Raw genomic sequence first — 16,303 nt, forward strand, 5'->3', positions numbered from 1 at the left:
CGACCGGTTTCTTCGCTGGCTCTCGATTTTCGTTCGATCTTCCCGCCACATGCTGACACTCTGTCCGGCACAGTTTTGAGGACTCCTGAGAAGGTATAGGCATGACCAGCGGATCACACGTTTCGCTTCGCCGCGATCTCCATCGAAGACCCGAACCGGCGTGGCGCGAGTTCTACACCACCGCACGGATCGTCGAAGAACTCGAGAAACTCGACCTCGACGAACTTCACGTCGGTCCGGACGCCCTCGCCGACGAACACCGGATGGGGTTGCCGGACGACGACGAACTGTCGGCGTGGTACGAGCAAGCATCGGCGTACGACGTCGACGAGTCCGTTCTCGAGTCCCTCGAGGGCGGCTACACGGGCGCAGTTGCGGTTATCGAACAGGGCGCAGGACCGACCGTCGGTCTCCGCGTGGATATCGACGGCTTGCCCCGAAAGGAGTCCGAGGACGCGGATCACGCTCCCGTTTCGGGGGGCTTTCGATCTGAACACGAGAGCGCGATGCACGCTTGCGGTCACGACGCCCACGCGACGATCGGAATCGGCGTTCTCGAGGCGATCCAGGAGAGCGATTTCTCGGGGACGCTCAAGGTCTTCTTCCAGCCCGCAGAGGAGGTCGTCGGCGGCGGCAAGTCGATGGCAAAGAGCGAACACATCGCGGACGTCGACCACCTGCTCGCGGTGCATATCGGTCTCGACCACCCGACGGGGGAGGTCGTCGCGGGTGTCGAGGGATTCCTCGCGGTCGTCCACCTCGAGGCGACGTTCACCGGCGAGTCGGCGCACGCGGGCGGCCATCCGGAACAGGGCCGAAACGCGAATCAAGCGCTCGCGACGGCGGTCCAGAATCTCTACGGAATTCCGCGCCACGCCGAGGGTGCGACGCGGATCAACGCCGGCGTTATCGAGGGCGGATCCGCGGCGAACGTCATTCCCGAGGAGGCGAGACTCGTCGCGGAAGTTCGTGGTGAGACGACCGAACTGATGCGGTACATGGACGAGAAGGCCCGAAACGTCCTCAGGTCCGCGGCCGAAATGCACGACTGCGAACTCGAGGTTGAAACAGGTGCCGAGGCACCGAGTGCACACAGCGACGACGAGCTCGTCTCCATCGTCGCGGACGCCGCGGGAAGCGTCGACGGCGTGGATTCGATCCTCGAGCGCGACGAACTCGGCGGGAGCGAAGACGCGACGTTCCTGATGCGCGAGGTCCAGCAAAACGGCGGACTGGCCTGCTACGTCGGCGTCGGCACCGACCACCCGGGCGGCCATCACACGGCCACCTTCGACGTCGACGAGGAGAGCATCGGTCACGGAATCGACGTGCTGTCGGGTGCGATCGAACGGATCGCTCGAGACCGTCCCTAATGAGGGCCAGGCGAGACGACCGTTAGGAGATCGTTATTAACCCGTGTCTCTTCTTCGAGAATTCCATCGAACCGAGCAAAAGAGCGTATCGAGAGCGAGTCGACGATCGGGCTAGTCGCGGCGTCAGTACTTCGGATCCGCGCCGGTGGTCTCGTAGACCTTCTCCATCAACTCGTCTCGTTCGGTCTGCCAGGCCTCGAACTCGGCCGGACTCGAGGGATAGTCTTCGTAATGGGCCAGCAACTCGTCGGCTCGCTGTTTGGTCTGGTAGAGGTTCCAGATGGTGCCCCAGTGGCCGCGGCTCTTGATCAGCGACTCGAGTTTGAGCTTGAGTCCGATATCTGCGCTTCCCGAATAGAGCGCCTCGGCGAGCTTATCGCCGGGCATCGCGGCAAGCAGTCCCATCAGATCGTCGATGTCGACCGCCGTCGAGAGGATGTTGTAGACGTCGAGGGCCGCGTATCGTGCGCCGAAGTGATCCATGACGCGCTCGTTGTACCGCCAGAAGGTTTCCTCGCTGTAGTCGCCGGTCTCGAGGGCCTCGATGGCCTGGTCGGCGGCGTAGCTTCCGGCGTAAGCCGCGCCCGCGATCCCGCCGCCGGTGGTCGGGTTGACGTGGCCCGCGGCGTCGCCGACGGACATGAATCCGGGGTGGACGGCCGAATCGTAGGGTCGACGGGTCGGGAGCGCCGCGCCGAGTTTGTCCTCGACTTCGGCACCCTCGAACTCCTCGCGGTTCTCGAGATCGCGTTTGAGGTCGTCGACGAGTTCCATCGGTTCCTCGGTCATCTGAAAGCCCAGCCCGGCGTTGATCTCGGTGTCGGTTCGCGGGAAGTACCACAGGTAGCCCGCCGCGCGTTCGGTCGGCTTGAAGACCAGCGCGTCGTCCCACTCGACCGGCTCTTCGACGTGGACGATCTCCCGGTAGGCCGAACAGAACTGCGAGTAGTTGACGTTGGTGTCGAACGTGGACCCCGAGAAGTCGACGTGATCTTGCAGCACGGAAAGCGAGCCCGCGCCGTCGATGACGATGTCGGCCTCGTAGGTTCGGGGCTGGCCCTTGCACATCGCCTTCACGCCGGTCACTCGACCGTCGTCCCCGCCCTGCAAGACGTCCTGAACGACGGTATCGTAGTGAAAGTCCGCACCCGCGTCTTCGGCTCCTTCGATGACTCGTCGGCCGTACTCCCAGCGGTCGATGACGGCCAGTTCGCCCGGAACGGGAATCTCGAGGACGGTGTCCTCCTGTGGAATCTCGAACCGCCCGTGGTCGACGCCGGTGTTCGTAAACGCCGGCTCGAGCTGGGATTTGGGGATGGCGTCGGGGAACGCGTCGGCTCCCTTCAACGCGTCGCCACACGCGATGTGGCCCGCCTCTTCTTCGGTTTTCCGCTCGAGGACGGCGACCTCGTAGCCCTCCTGTGCGACCGTCGCGGCCGCGTAACAACCTGCGGTTCCCGCACCGACGACGACCACGTCGGGCGAGTGCGTCTCGGACGTCGCGGTGGATGCCGACTGTTCCTGCGTACTCATACCTATGAGTGGTTACCCGGGTAAGAAAACGTTTTTCGTGTGATTCGTTGGTTCGAGAGGGTCAGAACCGGACCACAGCGAGGGGGAGGCCTGTTCGGTCGTCTTGAGTAACTGACTCCATTCAGTGACTCCAACACTGTGTCTGAAACCGGTGCGAACAGTTAGGTCGCTTCCGTCAAAATATTGAATAGATGACTGGAACGCTTTGTCATCGGTTCGGTCCCGGGAGACTCCCCTACGCCGACCGGCACGATTTCGGTGGTGGCATTGCGATGGCGGCGACCGGTCTGCTCGCGGTCACGCTCTGGTTCGGGGCGTCGCTGGCGGTTTTGTACAGCGGGGCGTTGACCGCAGTTGCCGGCCAGGATCTCGTCGGATTCGCCATCATCGCGGGGACGTTTTTCGTCCCACTCGCGATCCCAACAGCGCTCGTGGTCGGGACGGTACTCTGGCGGCAAATCGATTCCGAGTCGCCGGATCCGTTACTCGGCGCGATTCTGGGCACCTGCACGTCGATGGTGAGCATGCTCGCCGGCGGGCTAAGCGTCGGGCTCGTGATCGGAGCATACAACGTACTCGGCGGCACCGCAGCGGTCGGCGAATCGATCGTCTTCGCACTCGCACTCACGGTTCCGGCGTTTCAGTTCGCGCTCGTGTTCGCCGGCTGGGTGATCGTTCCGCTGGGCGCGTTCGGCGGGTGGTACCACGAGCGTTCGAAACGCTCCTCCCCCTGACTCATCGACCGACTCCTTCCGTTCTGACATCGAATTAGTTCCCCCGTTCTGAGGCTGAGCGTTCCGAACCCGTTTCGGCGGGATACCTTCGACCGGAAGACGCTATTTCGTCGATAAAACACCGGCCGGCGAGGGGTTATGTCGCCGCGTTTCCAACAGATCCGTAATAAAGAGTTTTAATGTGGTCTTTCGTATCGAGCGATATGACAGAGTACACCGTCGAGTTCGTCGGCACAAACGAGACGATCACCTGCTCGGACAAGGAGACGATCCTCAGCCGCTGTCTCGAGGAGGGCATCGCCCAAGAGTACTCCTGCCGCGTCGGCATGTGTCTGGCCTGCTCTGCGGAAATCGTCGAGGGTGAAGTTACTCAGCCCGCGGCCCGCGGTCTCACCGAAGCCGAAGCCGAGGAGTACGCGCTCACCTGTATGGCGCGTCCGAAATCGGATCTCAAACTCGAGCGCGGGAAGTATCCACCGAGCATCGAAGCCGAGATGGACGCGGACGGGGGAAACGAACCGGCGACCGCTGACGACTAACCGCTCGGGGCGACGATCGATTTTCGACTTCGCTTCGACACCCCTCTCTTGTCGCTGTTCTCCGTCGAAACATCTTCTTTGGAAGCGCGATTTCGTCGTCTTCAGCTCCCTTCAGCTTCGGGAGCGCTCCGAAAGGCGTTACCTCTTCGCCCGCTAACGACGGCCAATGACCATCGTCGGACTCGACGATACGGACTCTCGGGAGCGCGGGATGTGTACCACCTACGTCGCTTCCGAGATTGCGGACAGGCTCCGCGACGAGGGTGACGTCGCGCGGCTCCTATTGGTCCGGCTCAATCCTGCAGTCGAGCACAAGACGCGCGGAAACGCGACGCTCGCGATCCACACCGACTGTGACTCCGAGAGAGCGTTCGATGTCGCTCGCGACTCCCTCGAGTCGCTCGCCGAAACGGCGGACGAGCGCACGAACCCGGGACTCGTCGTCGCCGACCACGGACCGGAGTCGATCCCCGAACCCGTCGGCGCGTTCGCACTCGATGCGATCCGCGATCACCTCGAGATTTCCGAAGCCGAGGCGCTGATCGACGAACGAGGGTATCGATCCTGGGGTGCGGGAAACGGCCGCGGACGGATCGGCGCGCTGGCGGCGATCGGGAGCTGGCACGCGCTCGAAGAATGGACTCACGAACACATTAGCTATCGCGAGCCCGAGCGGTGGGGAACGACCCGCGAAGTCGACCACGAGAGCGTCTTCGCCGCCGCCGAGCGGGGGTATCCCAACGTCTGGGACACCGTCGACCGCGGTGAAAACGAGACGGTTTGCGTTCCGCACACTCCCGGTCCAATTCTCCACGGAATCCGGGGCGACGATTCCGAAACGGTCCGGCGGGTCGCAGATCGGATCGACGCCGAGCCAGTGGCCTCGAGCCAACTGTTCGTCACGAATCAGGGAACCGACTCCCACCTTCGCGATGGGACGATCTCGGCGGCTCGCGACGGCTGGGCATATCGACTCGACGGGGAGGTAGCGACCGCTCCCGAAACGAAACGCGGCGGACACGTCTTCGTCACGCTCGAGGATTCGAACGAGAACCGGCTCGAATGCGCCGCGTTCGAGCCGACCAAACGGTTCCGCGACCGCGTACGTTCGCTTCGCGTCGGCGACCGAATCACGGTCTGTGGCGAGGTCTCGCGCGGAACGCTCAAACTCGAGAAGCTCGCGGTTCGGAATCTCGTCGAAACCGAACGCGTGACGCCGACGTGTCCGGACTGCGGTCGGACAATGAAAAGCGCCGGACGGAATCAGGGGTATCGCTGCCGGGATTGTGGGACCAGTACGGACGAGAAGCCGCTGATTCCGATCGAGCGCGAGCTCGAGGAGGGGTGGTACGAGGTGCCGCCGTGTGCGCGTCGACACATCGCGAAACCGCTGGTTCGGGGCGGATTCGACGCGCCGACGCATCCTGAGCGGTAGCACAACGGTTCGTCTCGTGATGTCGTTGGTGGCGCACTCGTTCGAGCCATCGATTCACTGCTCGCTCGAGGAGACCGTCTCGATGCCGTCCCATCCTCGCTCGTCTACCCCCCGGAGAAGTCTCGAGACCACGGCCAGCAACGGCAACTCGAGGAGCGGGCCGATCACCAACGCCAGCGCGATGAGCGGCTCGTTCGGAAAGGCGACGACGGCGATCGCCAGCGCGGTCGGTGAGTTCCGCGAGAGGATCGTACAGTTGAAACAGGCGAGCTCCCCGTAGGAAAAGTCGAGAACCCGTCCGATCGCGAGCCCGAGGAGGAAGTTGACCGCGTAAAAGACGAGGACGGGGACGGCGAGCACCGCCAGAACGTCGGGCCGCTCGAGGAGCACGTCCCCCTGGGAGGCGAACATCGCCGCGATCGCGAGCGAGAGGAAGACGACTTGCGTCGGGCCGAGGAGTGGTTCAAATCGACTCTCGAGCCACGTATTTTCATTTCGCGCCGCGATGATTCGGCGGACGACCACCGCGAGGATCAGTGGGACGAGCAACACGAGGAGGACGCTCTCGAGAAGGAATCGAAGCTGAAGGTCGACGAGCGTGCCGGCGAAGGCGTACAGATAGACCGGGAGCAAGATCAGCTGAAGCACGAGGTTGTACGGTAGTAACGAGGTTGCGAGCGGGACGTTTCCGTTTGCAAGATCGGTGAAAATCAGATACCAGTCGGTACAGGGAGTCACGAGCAACATGAGCAGCCCGACCCAGAGGGCGGGATGGTCGACCAGAAAGACCGCTCCGAGCGCGACCGCAAGCAGCGGATTCCACAGAAAATTCACGCCGAGGCTCGCGCCGAGCACGCGGCGGTTCCCGAAAGCCCGGCGGAGCTTCGACAGCGGAATCCCGGCGAACGCGGCGAAGAGCATCACGATGAGAAAAGGGAGAAGAAGCGACTCGGCTACCGACGGAACGCCGGATAGCTGACCGGCACCGAGTCCGATCACGATTCCGGCCAGCACCAACCCGGTCTGGTACCGCTCGAAGACGTTCACGGGAGACGCTAACGGATTCGGTTCGTGAAGGGGCTTCGGTTGTGTTCCTCAAGGCGACGAATACATCGTCTCGAGGTGATGGATACATTGCAATTGTACAAGATCCTTCTTCGGAGCCTCTCGGACGAAGTCTCGAGCGTCCAACAGCGCTCGTCGGCTTCATCAACGAATTTGGCCACCGTGCGACGTTGAACAGATCAGGCTACGGTCACACCACGTCGTACCAAAAACTCGCTCGCCCCTTTGATTTCCACCGGACTGCCGATGATCCGACAGTAGTCGTCGCTCTCGGAAAAAACGGTGACGGTGAACTCGTCGATTAACTGCGTCTCGTACTGTCGGAGCACCTCGCGGTGGACGACGATCTGGGTGCTATCACGCAGTTGCGACGGGTTTGACATTCTCGTAGCTTGACAGTGCTTACGACCCGTTTTATGTGTGTCGGAATTCGAACGGTGTGAGTAATGAAACAAGCCGTTTCACTGTCGATAAAACGAACGTACTCCTCATTGGCAGTTTCCGGTCGTTAGCCTAACGTGAGGCGTGATCTATAGGCGGAGCAGGCCGAGTTCCTCGGGGCTTGACCCCGAGGCAGTTCACAGATAAACAAGGCGAGTGCCTAGGGTCGTTCGGAAGAACGAACCTCTCTCGAATCACTTGACCCCGAGGCGGCTCACCGGTAGGGTATCTCATTGCTCTCGAATGCCGCGGAGAGCAACTTGATATCGTTCGTCGCGTCGCATGGAAAGGGTTTTTCGGGACGAACGGTTGCGTTTAGGCAAATGGGGCTCGAGGAGGAGATCGACGAAATCGAAGAAGAGATCGCCAGCACGCCCTACAACAAGTCGACGGAGGCGCACATCGGCCGGTTGAAGTCGAAGCTCGCAGAGAAAAAAGAGAAGCTTCAGAATCAGTCCTCGGCGGGCGGGGGCACCGGCTACGATGTCGAAAAGACGGGCGACGCAACCGTCGCGCTGGTCGGCTTTCCGAGCGTCGGCAAGTCCTCGCTGTTGAACTCGCTGACCAACGCTGACAGCGAGACCGGGTCCTACGAGTTCACGACGCTGGACGTCAATCCCGGGATGTGCAAACATCGCGGGGCGAACATGCAACTGCTCGACGTCCCCGGGTTGATTCAGGGTGCGGCGACGGGCAAGGGCGACGGCAAGCAGGTTCTTTCGGTCGTGCGAAACGCCGATCTTATCCTCTTCGTCCTCTCCGTGTTCGAGATCGAACAGTACGATCGACTCCAGGAGGAACTCTACGACATCAACATCCGCGTCGACCAAACACCGCCCCGGGTGACGGTTCGGCCGAAGATCAAAGACGGGATCAAGATCACCTCGAGTGCGGACCAGGATTTAGACGAGGGAACGATTTCGGACGTCCTCCGCGAACACGGCTACGTCAACGCAGACGTGAACCTCGGCGAGAAGGTCGACATCGATCGACTGATCGACGGCCTGATGGAAAATCGCGAGTACATCCCCTCGATCACCTGCGTGAACAAGGTCGATCTGATCGAACCCGACTACAAGGAGACCGTCGACGAGGAACTTCGCGACCGCGGGCTCGACCCCGAGGAGGAAGTCACGTTCATCAGCGCCGAGGAGGAGAAAGGTCTCGAGGCGCTCAAGGATAGCCTCTGGGAGAACCTGGATCTTATCCGGGTCTACATGGACAAACCGGGCCGGGGCGTCGACTACGAGGAACCGCTCATGCTCGAACGAGGGTCGACCATCGAGGATGCGGTCGACAAACTCGGCGGCGAGATGAAAGAGCGATTCCGGTTCGCCCGCGTGTCGGGTCCGAGCGCGACCCACGACGAACAGCAGGTCGGCGATCAGCACGTGCTCGAGGACGAGGACGTGCTCAAGCTGATTCTTCGGCGGTAATAGTTGGAACCCGCCAATTAGTCTCTGTAGCAGTTTCTCGACCCGATGACGTTCTCAGTGATCGTACCGATCCGAGAGTTATTTCCGCCGATGGTCCGTTCTCCGAGCATGTCTGAGTTCGGAGCCATTTCGCTGTTGCCACCGCTCCTAGCGATACTGTTGGCAATAATAACACGTCGACCGATGCTCTCGTTGTTTCTGGGTATCTGGTCGGGCGCGATAATCTACACAGAGAGTCTCGGCATTGCCCAAACGTTCGACTGGATCGTCGGCGCGATAATCGCCGACGACGGCTTTCACGTCCAGATACTACTCTTTACGCTCTTACTCGGTTCGGGCGTCGCGCTCATCTGGCGACTCGGCGGCGCGACGGCCGTCAGGCAGTGGGCAACCGCACGCCTCGAGACGCAGCGAAACGTCGGCCTGGCGACGTGGGGACTGGGGATGCTCATGTTCTTCGACGACTACGCGAACACGGCCATCGTCGGGAGCACGATGCGTGAGATTTCGGATCAGCTCCGAATCTCGCGCGAGAAACTCTCCTACATCGTCGACTCGACTGCCGCTCCCGTGGCAACGATTGGCCTCTCGAGCTGGGTGGCGTTTCAACTCTCGCTGATCGCGACGGCGTACGAGGACATCGGCGTCGAGGGCGACGCACCGTCGGCGTTCGAGACGTTCGTCGGATCCATCCCGTACAACACCTACGCGCTGTTCGCGATCGTGATGGTCGGAATCATCGTTTACACGGGTCGAGACTACGGTGAGATGCTCACCGCCGAACGCCGTTCGCGGTCGACCGGGAAGGTCAGCCGTGAGGATGCCCAGCCGTTACAGGAGGTCGAGAAGGATCTCGGCGAACCGATCGACGAGAAGCCGATGCTTCGGACGTTCTTCGCGCCGGTCGTCGTCCTCATCGCCGTCACGTTGGCCGGTGCGTTCCAGACCGGTTACGAGGAATGGGTCGCCGAACAGGCAGCAGAAGACGCTCCGACGACGCTTTCGGGGGCTGCGAACGAAACGGGCCTGATACAGGTGCTCGTCGACATCGTCGGTCTTGGCGATTTCGCTGGCGCGCTGGTCTGGGGTTCGTTCGCTATGGTTGCGACGGCGATCGCGATCGGTATCGGGTACGATCTCTTCGACCTCGGAGACAGCGTCGAGACGGTACTCGACGGATTCAGTCTGATGCTCACGGCGGTGACGATCCTCGTCCTCGCCTGGGGGATCAGCGACGTCGCCGAGGCGCTGGGGACCGGTGAGTTCGTCGCTCTCGCCGTCGGAGACTTCCTTCCGATCGAAATCCTCCCGCTCGTGATCCTGTTCGTCGCCGCGTTCGTCGCGTTTACGATGGGGTCGTCGTGGGCGACGATGGGGATCATCACTCCAATAGCCATCTCCGTCGCCTACGAGCTCACCGGAACGTTCGAGCTCATGCCCGTCGTCGTTGGTGCCGTCTTCTCGGGAGCGATCTTCGGCGATCACACCTCGCCGATCTCCGACACGTCGGTGCTCTCCTCGACGTTTACCGGGGCGGACCTGATCGACCACGTTCGGACGCAGTTCTACTATGCGGGAACCGTTATGGCCGTCGTGGTGGTCTGTTATCTCCTGTACGGATTCGGGAGCGTCCCGCCGATCGTCTTCCTTCCGCTCGGGGCCATCCTCCTCGTTGCGCTCGTCTACGGGCTCTCTGAGCTCGACGCGCGCCGGCGGGGGGTCGATCCCGTCACCTCGAGCACACCGGCGGTCGACGACGAATCCGAGTGACTGTTCGACGATCAGATCGGCAAACCGCTCTCAGACGAGTCAACTCGTCGAATAGCCCGCCGCCTTCGCCACGCTTTTAGATTTATCTAACGTACTCCCAGACATGGACGGAACGCTCGATCACGTCATGGCCCGCGTCGCAGACTTAGACGACTCCCTCGAGTGGTACCAGACCCACCTGAACTACGAGGAGAAAGACCGCCACGAGGGCGACGGCTTCACCATCGTCTACCTCGGGCCCGAAGAGATGCACGACGAGGGGGCGATGCTCGAGTTGACCCATAACGAAGGCGAGGACGACCTCGAGGTCGGCGACGCCTGGGGCCACATTGCGGTTCGCGTTCCCGAAGACGAACTCGAATCGTCCTACCAGCAGCTCATGGACGAAGGCGTCGAGGACTACCGCGATCCAGAATCCTGCGACGGGAATTACGCGTTCGTCAAGGATCCCGACGGCCACGAAATCGAGATCGTCAAGCGCGATCACGGTGCGAAGTGGTCGCTCGATCACACCATGATCCGCGTCGAGGACGCCGACGAGGCGATCGGCTTCTGGACCCGAAAATTCGAGTACGAACACGTCGGTCGCTGGGAGTCGGACACCTTCGCGAACTACTTCATGAAACCCGAAGGGGCCGCAGAGGAGGCGATGACCGTCGAACTCACCTACAACTACGACGGCCGGAGCTACGAGATGGGCGACGCGTGGGGCCACCTTTGTGTCGAAGTCGACGACCTCGAGGAAGACTGGGAGCAGTTACAAACTCGAGAGGCCGATGACTATCGAGATCCGGAGAGCAACGACAACATGTACGCGTTCACGAAAGATCAGGACGGTCACGAAATCGAGCTAGTAGAGCGCGACCCGAACGCGGATTCGCTGTTCCCGTTCTAGTTCGCTGTTCCCGTTCTAGAATCGATTATACGCGAACGGGCACAATACCACGCCGCTCACGTTCTGTTGACTTCTTACCGATCCCGTTCGATGACTTCGCCTGGCTTGGTCGTCGTCTCCGGCGACAGCTTGATACCCGGATACAGACTGGTGTTGATCCCGGTTTTGACGCCGTCAGCGAGGACGACGCCGAACTTCCGTCGCTCCGTCGAGACGCGCTTTCCTTTGACGGTGAACTCGACCGGTTCGTCGTCGTGACGGAGGTTCGCGACGGTCGTTCCGGCTCCGAAGTTGACGTTCCGACCGAGGACGCTGTCGCCGACGTACGAAAGGTGTCCGACCGTGGCGCCGGCCATGAGAACGCTGTTTTTCACTTCAACCGAGTGTCCGACGGACGCGCCTTCGTCGATCAGCGTCGCACCGCGAACGTAGGCGTTCGGGCCGACTGACGCACCGGTTCGGATCATCGCGGGTCCCTCGATCACGACCCCCGACTCGACCGTCGCACCTTCCTCGACGACGACGTTTCCGGTGATCTTCGCGTCGTCGCTTATGTCACCCTCGAGTCGCCGGTCCTGTTCGCCGATCTTCCACTCGTTCGCTTCGAGCAGTTCCCACGGCCGGCCGACGTCCATCCAGTGATCCATGACGACCGGCGTCACGTCGTGTTCGTCGATCGTCTTCGCGAGCACGTCCGTAATCTCGTGTTCGCCGCGTTCGCTTTCGGGGACCTCGAGCCATCCCGCGGCCTCCTCGGGGAAGACGTAGGCTCCGGCGTTGGCAAGCGTCGTCGGCGGCTTCGCCGGCTTTTCGACGATGCTTTCGACGGTCTCGCCCGCGGTCTCGAGAACGCCGTAGTTGGACGGATTATCCACGTCGATCGCGCCGATCGACGGCCCCGACTCGAGGAGGTGATCGATCGCGTCGGGATCGTACAGATTGTCTCCGTTGAGGACGGCGAAGGGACCGTCGAGGTGTTCTCGAGCGGTCGAGACGGCGTGGGCCGTCCCGGCGCGCTCTCTTTGAACCGCGTAGTTGATCGGGACGCCCCGTCGGCTATCGCCGAAGTAGTCGACGACCGCGTCGGATTCGTAGCCGACGACGAGCACGAATTCGTCGACGCCGGCGTCGATCGCAGCGTCGACGGTGTGTGCAACGAGCGGGCGATCGGCGACCGGGAGCATCGGCTTTGGGGCGGTCGCGGTGAGCGGACGCATTCGCGTTCCCTCTCCGGCAGCGAGAACCACAGCTTTCATCGAACGATGCTACTACCGGCCGCGAGTTAATGGTGTGGTTCGATCCTCACTGACTGGACCACCGTCGTCGCTGTGGAATACGTTGGTTCGTGAGCGGAGTACCCCGAAAACCGGTTTCCTCAGGAATCGTTCGTCTCTTCGAGTGACCGAGCGGTCCCCTCAGATGTCGATGACTGTGGTGTCTCCTCCGAAGTCGACGACCGAGATCGACTCGTTTCGTTCGCACGGGACGGCGGTTCCGGCGGCTCGAACGCGGAAACGAGCACTTTTGCGATTCGGGTTTCGAGTACCTCCTCGAGCGACCGCGTCGATCGCAACGCGAGAAATGAAAGGACGAGGAGGAGCCCTAGTCCCGCGGTCAATCCAGTCGAGAGCGCGCCGGTTACGACGGCGGCGAGTAGCCACACGGTCACGACGGCAATCCCGACGATACCGAGCATCCGAATCGGTCGCGCACGAACTGCTTCGGACGCGCTCGTACCGAGGGACTCCGTCCTCGAGCCGCTGTAGGCCGTCTCGAGCATGTTCAGTACCCGATCGAGCGCGCGGATAAACGGCCCCACGGTATAGGTCTCGCGGAGATCGATCACGATAACCTCTGGCTCGGGTTCGGCCGTGAGCCACCGGTAGATGTACGACGCTCTCACGTATCGAGCGAGTCGACCGCCAGCGCGCTTTACCGGCTCCAGGAGCGTCCGGAGCACGGATCGACACCACCGGATGAGCCCGACGACGTGCGACTCCTCGAATGCGTTGTTAGTCATGGGTAGGCGAACGGACGGCAACGGCTTCGAGAGCGGTCGTTCCGACGGCGAAGGTGGACAGCCGGGCTCTCGAGAACCCAACCGTTTCGCGACTACCGGCCATCTCGCCGTCGACTATCGACATGACTCCCCCGCGACGATCATACGGGATCAAACCAGACACGTTTACAAAGAGGTTCCCCTCCGCGGGTTCGGTCGAACTGTCGATCGCGAACCAGTGCCGGACAGCGACGAAGCTCCAACGGGCCCAACTCGGCGAAGAGAGTCGCTCGAGGGCTCTTCAGGGAGAGTTCTCAGTAGTGTCGATAAAGTAACGATCGATCACCCAGACACTCAGCGCGATCGAACCGGCGACCGCAAGGACATCGGGATCCGACGAGACGTACAGATTCGGCGTCGGATGCCGATACCACGTTATCGGATAGAGCCAGGCGGCGGCGCTCCCGTCGGCGTACAGCTTGAGGGCATCGACCAAGAGATGCGAAAGCGCACCGGCTGCGAGGAGGCCGTACGCCAGTGCCTGTTGTTTGTCGAAGGCGAGTGCACCGATGCCGGAGAGGATGAGGACGCCTCCGAGCGTGTGAATCGCACCGAATGAAAACGGAGCGCCGAGGATCGCCTCGAGGGTCGACTCCCCGAGGAGGAGCCCGATTCGATTGAGATCCGGGAGGACGGCACCCACCACCGCGACCGCGACCCATCGCTTCGAGAGCCACTCGAGTCGCCAGCTCGCGACCGTAAACAACGCGTAGGCAAAGAGGACGTGCGACAGGAGTTCAGCCACCCGTGTTCACCTCCGAATCTCGTTCGCCAGCCGTGTCTGTCTTCGCGCCGTCCGAGTCCGAGTTCGAGTGCGTTTTCGACCCGCTCGAACTCGGTTCTGGGGCCTTGTCTTCAGTCGGTTCGCCGCTCTTATCCGGTCTGCTCGAGCCGGACGACCGTTCGCCCCTGGGATCGAACCGGAGCTGACGGTAATCGACTCGCCAGTAGCGCAAGAAAAGCCCGGCGGCGAGCAGTCCCCCGAGAGCCGAGACGGCGTACTTGTACAGGGTCGCATCAGGGCTCGGGTCGACGACGACGAACTCTTCGGCGGCCATGGTTCCGTCGTGAGACGCCGTCGGTTCCGTTTCGAGGATGCCGTAGACCTGTACGACGCCGCCCTCCTCTATGTCCTCGTTCGTGTCGACGTTCCGGATCTCGAGTTCGGCGGCGACGTCACCGTCGCCGTCGGTCACGTGGATGGTAATGGCGTCGCCGTCGACCGTTTGCACGTCGCCGAAGAGGAGGACGCGCTCGCCGACGTACTCGCCTTTATTCTCGGCGAGTTGGTCGCCGGTCGGGTGCGGCCACGATTCGTCGTAAGTCGCCCCGTAGTGAACACAAAGTCCGAGGAGTGCGAGCGAAAGGACGAGGCCGAGTGCGAGTCTCCGTCGGCGATCCATTCGTCCGGGAGGAGACGGGGTCGATACTTGGTGGTGTCGGTCGAGCACCTTCGACAGCATCTCAAAAAGCCGCTCGCTCAATTATCTCTCGAACTCAGCCATCCTTCGAACTCACCTATCCCTCGAACTCAGCCCGAACGTGCCTTCTCGTGTTTTCGTCGGTGAAGGACGCGATAGCCGCGTCGAATCCCGCAATCGATTCGAGTCGCCGCGATCCTGGGTTCGACGCGCCCCTCCCGGATCGCCTCGACGACCGACTCGGGGGTGAGTCGGTCCGCGTCGATCATCGTGTACGCCCGACCGGCCTCGATCGGGAGGTGTGCGTCGCTTCCCGCGACTATCGGAACGGCGTGATCCGCCGCCAGATCCTCCACGACCGGGCGCGTCCGGGGGTGCTTACCGTTGATCTCGATGGCATCGAACGCCAGCCCCTCGAGGTCGGCGACCGTGCTGTTTCGGGAGGGATGGCAGACGATGGCTACACAGCCGCGGTCGTGAGCCATCTCGACGACCTCCCACGGAGTGTGCTCGAGCGGGACCGTCTCCGTCGGCGGATTCGGTCCGATGACCAGCATGTGGCCGTGCGTCGTCGAAACTTCGATCCCAGGAATGGTCGTAATCGTCGAATCCGAAAACGCTCTCGAGTAGTCGTGGTTCGTCGTCGCGACCCCGTCGAGACCGCGGCGGTCGACGGCTCGAGCGAGCAACGCGAACCCGTAGGGATCGAACCGATCGCCGAGTCGGCGGCGGCCGTGGAAGAATCGGGTGTGTGCGTGGAGGTCGACGGCGAACATAGTATCGGTTTGGTTCGCAAGTGGTATTGGTCTTAATATTGCCGTCCCGTGCGAGACGGACGGCTATGCGATTATCGGCGGGAGCTCGCCCGGAGTCGGTACTGGTTTTACGAGCCGTTTCGATTGTGCTGGTATGAACGCGGACGACGATATGCACGAAAACGCCGGACAGGACGTAATCGCCGTCGATTCCGACGACACCGAACAGGGTCTGGTCAACCGCCTCGAGGCTCACACGGGCGAGGGAATCCGCCACCGGGCGTTCACCTCGCTCGTCTTCGACCGGGACGATAACGTTCTCCTCGCTCAGCGTGCACCCGACAAACGGCTGTGGGGTACCCACTGGGACGGAACCGTCGCTTCCCACCCCGTCGAGGGCCAGAGCCAGGAGGAAGCGACGAGAGAGCGACTCGAGGCGGAACTCGGAATCAGTCCCGAGCAGTACGACGACCTCCGGGTCACCGACCGGTTCGAATACAAACGGTACTTCGAGAATCAGGGCGTCGAACACGAAGTCTGTGCGGTGCTGAAACTGACGTTAGCGGACAAAACGCTCGACCCGGATGTCGACGAAGTAGCTGGCCTGATGTGGGTTCCGTACGACCGGCTTCACGCGAATCCGGAGTGGTACCGACAACTTCGCCTCTGTCCGTGGTTCGAAATCGCCATGCGCCGAGACACCAATTAGTGGGACAGTTGGTTCGAAGCGGTTTTTCCGGCGAATAGGGCCATCGCGCTGAAGTGCAGTGTTCTCCGTTCAGAACGCTCCGTTGCGGTAGCGTGTCGTTCTCTCCGCGTGATTTTGCCAGCTAGCGCCTTGTTCTAG

At 61.9% G+C, this 16,303-nt stretch carries 17 protein-coding genes; 8 read left to right on the forward strand and 9 right to left on the reverse strand.

Features of this window, described 5'->3' with window-relative positions; translation table 11 throughout:
- The first annotated feature begins 101 nt into the window (after positions 1–101).
- Positions 102–1,373: an amidohydrolase gene (locus ACZ5C7_RS12860; protein ID WP_464376702.1), complete on the forward strand. Its 1,272-nt coding sequence runs from the start codon at positions 102–104 to the stop codon at positions 1,371–1,373.
- A 123-nt stretch (positions 1,374–1,496) separates the two neighbouring features.
- On the opposite strand, the gene ACZ5C7_RS12865 is transcribed toward ACZ5C7_RS12860, so the two are convergent.
- Positions 1,497–2,906 (reverse strand): geranylgeranyl reductase family protein, encoded by a 1,410-nt coding sequence (locus ACZ5C7_RS12865; protein WP_464376703.1) that lies wholly within the window; start codon positions 2,904–2,906, stop codon positions 1,497–1,499.
- Between the two features lie 191 nt (positions 2,907–3,097).
- On the opposite strand from ACZ5C7_RS12865, the gene ACZ5C7_RS12870 reads away from it, so the two are divergent.
- From ACZ5C7_RS12870 to ACZ5C7_RS12880, 3 genes are all read left to right on the forward strand, one after another.
- A complete protein-coding gene (locus ACZ5C7_RS12870; RefSeq protein ID WP_464376704.1) occupies positions 3,098–3,640 on the forward strand; it encodes a hypothetical protein in 543 nt (180 codons plus the stop codon).
- A 203-nt stretch (positions 3,641–3,843) separates the two neighbouring features.
- The gene (locus ACZ5C7_RS12875) at positions 3,844–4,179 is read left to right on the forward strand and encodes a 2Fe-2S iron-sulfur cluster-binding protein (RefSeq protein ID WP_464376705.1); all 336 of its coding nucleotides are present in this window, start codon (positions 3,844–3,846) and stop codon (positions 4,177–4,179) included.
- 166 nt (positions 4,180–4,345) lie between these two features.
- A complete protein-coding gene (locus tag ACZ5C7_RS12880) occupies positions 4,346–5,614 on the forward strand; it encodes a TiaS agmantine-binding domain-containing protein (protein ID WP_464376706.1) in 1,269 nt (422 codons plus the stop codon).
- 54 nt (positions 5,615–5,668) lie between these two features.
- Here the strand turns inward: ACZ5C7_RS12880 and ACZ5C7_RS12885 are convergent, their stop codons facing one another.
- Both ACZ5C7_RS12885 and ACZ5C7_RS12890 read right to left on the reverse strand, forming a co-directional pair.
- Positions 5,669–6,661 carry an arsenic resistance protein gene (locus ACZ5C7_RS12885; protein WP_464376707.1) on the reverse strand — a complete coding sequence of 331 codons (993 nt, stop codon included), beginning with the start codon at positions 6,659–6,661 and terminating at the stop codon, positions 5,669–5,671.
- 197 nt (positions 6,662–6,858) lie between these two features.
- The gene (locus ACZ5C7_RS12890) at positions 6,859–7,062 is read right to left on the reverse strand and encodes a VNG_1110C family protein (protein WP_464376708.1); all 204 of its coding nucleotides are present in this window, start codon (positions 7,060–7,062) and stop codon (positions 6,859–6,861) included.
- 381 nt (positions 7,063–7,443) lie between these two features.
- Here ACZ5C7_RS12890 and ACZ5C7_RS12895 point away from each other — a divergent pair, with 381 nt between their 5' ends.
- From ACZ5C7_RS12895 to ACZ5C7_RS12905, 3 genes are all read left to right on the forward strand, one after another.
- On the forward strand, positions 7,444–8,556 hold the full coding sequence (locus ACZ5C7_RS12895) for an OBG GTPase family GTP-binding protein (protein WP_464376709.1): 1,113 nt from the start codon (positions 7,444–7,446) through the stop codon (positions 8,554–8,556).
- Between the two features lie 108 nt (positions 8,557–8,664).
- A complete protein-coding gene (locus tag ACZ5C7_RS12900; protein ID WP_464376710.1) occupies positions 8,665–10,326 on the forward strand; it encodes a Na+/H+ antiporter NhaC family protein in 1,662 nt (553 codons plus the stop codon).
- 103 nt (positions 10,327–10,429) lie between these two features.
- Positions 10,430–11,221, forward strand: a complete 792-nt coding sequence (locus ACZ5C7_RS12905) for a VOC family protein (protein WP_464376711.1) — start codon at positions 10,430–10,432, stop codon at positions 11,219–11,221.
- A 74-nt stretch (positions 11,222–11,295) separates the two neighbouring features.
- Here the strand turns inward: ACZ5C7_RS12905 and glmU are convergent, their stop codons facing one another.
- The 6 genes from glmU to ACZ5C7_RS12935 form a co-directional block, all read right to left on the reverse strand.
- Complete coding sequence (gene glmU, locus ACZ5C7_RS12910; protein ID WP_464376712.1) at positions 11,296–12,477, reverse strand: bifunctional sugar-1-phosphate nucleotidylyltransferase/acetyltransferase; 1,182 nt, start codon at positions 12,475–12,477, stop codon at positions 11,296–11,298.
- A 119-nt stretch (positions 12,478–12,596) separates the two neighbouring features.
- Positions 12,597–13,241 carry a hypothetical protein gene (locus ACZ5C7_RS12915; RefSeq protein ID WP_464376713.1) on the reverse strand — a complete coding sequence of 215 codons (645 nt, stop codon included), beginning with the start codon at positions 13,239–13,241 and terminating at the stop codon, positions 12,597–12,599.
- Positions 13,234–13,365 carry a hypothetical protein gene (locus ACZ5C7_RS12920; RefSeq protein WP_464376714.1) on the reverse strand — a complete coding sequence of 44 codons (132 nt, stop codon included), beginning with the start codon at positions 13,363–13,365 and terminating at the stop codon, positions 13,234–13,236. Before ACZ5C7_RS12920 ends, ACZ5C7_RS12915 begins: the two co-directional genes overlap by 8 nt.
- Before the next feature lie 156 nt (positions 13,366–13,521).
- Positions 13,522–14,025: a metal-dependent hydrolase gene (locus ACZ5C7_RS12925; protein ID WP_464376715.1), complete on the reverse strand. Its 504-nt coding sequence runs from the start codon at positions 14,023–14,025 to the stop codon at positions 13,522–13,524.
- Positions 14,018–14,683: a single stranded DNA-binding domain-containing protein gene (locus ACZ5C7_RS12930; RefSeq protein ID WP_464376716.1), complete on the reverse strand. Its 666-nt coding sequence runs from the start codon at positions 14,681–14,683 to the stop codon at positions 14,018–14,020. The genes ACZ5C7_RS12925 and ACZ5C7_RS12930 overlap by 8 nt, the downstream gene beginning before the upstream one ends.
- Before the next feature lie 128 nt (positions 14,684–14,811).
- Entirely contained in the window at positions 14,812–15,477 is a 666-nt protein-coding gene (locus ACZ5C7_RS12935) for a PHP-associated domain-containing protein (RefSeq protein ID WP_464376717.1), read from the reverse strand.
- A gap of 133 nt (positions 15,478–15,610) precedes the next feature.
- Between ACZ5C7_RS12935 and ACZ5C7_RS12940 the strand changes: the two genes are divergently transcribed.
- A complete protein-coding gene (locus ACZ5C7_RS12940; protein ID WP_464376718.1) occupies positions 15,611–16,165 on the forward strand; it encodes an NUDIX hydrolase in 555 nt (184 codons plus the stop codon).
- Positions 16,166–16,303: the final 138 nt, after the last annotated feature.

It is taken from the genome of Halostagnicola alkaliphila (assembly GCF_055379965.1).

Coding starts and splice junctions, on each gene's coding strand:
- ACZ5C7_RS12870 (WP_464376704.1), top strand. CDS start 3,098: ATGACTGGAACGCTTTGTCATCGGTTCGGTCCCGGGAGACTCCCCTAC.
- ACZ5C7_RS12900 (WP_464376710.1), top strand. CDS start 8,665: ATGTCTGAGTTCGGAGCCATTTCGCTGTTGCCACCGCTCCTAGCGATA.
- ACZ5C7_RS12865 (WP_464376703.1), bottom strand. CDS start 2,906: ATGAGTACGCAGGAACAGTCGGCATCCACCGCGACGTCCGAGACGCAC.
- ACZ5C7_RS12895 (WP_464376709.1), top strand. CDS start 7,444: ATGGGGCTCGAGGAGGAGATCGACGAAATCGAAGAAGAGATCGCCAGC.
- ACZ5C7_RS12890 (WP_464376708.1), bottom strand. CDS start 7,062: ATGTCAAACCCGTCGCAACTGCGTGATAGCACCCAGATCGTCGTCCAC.
- ACZ5C7_RS12940 (WP_464376718.1), top strand. CDS start 15,611: ATGAACGCGGACGACGATATGCACGAAAACGCCGGACAGGACGTAATC.
- ACZ5C7_RS12920 (WP_464376714.1), bottom strand. CDS start 13,365: ATGTCGATAGTCGACGGCGAGATGGCCGGTAGTCGCGAAACGGTTGGG.
- ACZ5C7_RS12930 (WP_464376716.1), bottom strand. CDS start 14,683: ATGGATCGCCGACGGAGACTCGCACTCGGCCTCGTCCTTTCGCTCGCA.
- ACZ5C7_RS12915 (WP_464376713.1), bottom strand. CDS start 13,241: ATGACTAACAACGCATTCGAGGAGTCGCACGTCGTCGGGCTCATCCGG.
- ACZ5C7_RS12905 (WP_464376711.1), top strand. CDS start 10,430: ATGGACGGAACGCTCGATCACGTCATGGCCCGCGTCGCAGACTTAGAC.
- ACZ5C7_RS12875 (WP_464376705.1), top strand. CDS start 3,844: ATGACAGAGTACACCGTCGAGTTCGTCGGCACAAACGAGACGATCACC.
- glmU (WP_464376712.1), bottom strand. CDS start 12,477: ATGAAAGCTGTGGTTCTCGCTGCCGGAGAGGGAACGCGAATGCGTCCG.
- ACZ5C7_RS12880 (WP_464376706.1), top strand. CDS start 4,346: ATGACCATCGTCGGACTCGACGATACGGACTCTCGGGAGCGCGGGATG.
- ACZ5C7_RS12935 (WP_464376717.1), bottom strand. CDS start 15,477: ATGTTCGCCGTCGACCTCCACGCACACACCCGATTCTTCCACGGCCGC.
- ACZ5C7_RS12860 (WP_464376702.1), top strand. CDS start 102: ATGACCAGCGGATCACACGTTTCGCTTCGCCGCGATCTCCATCGAAGA.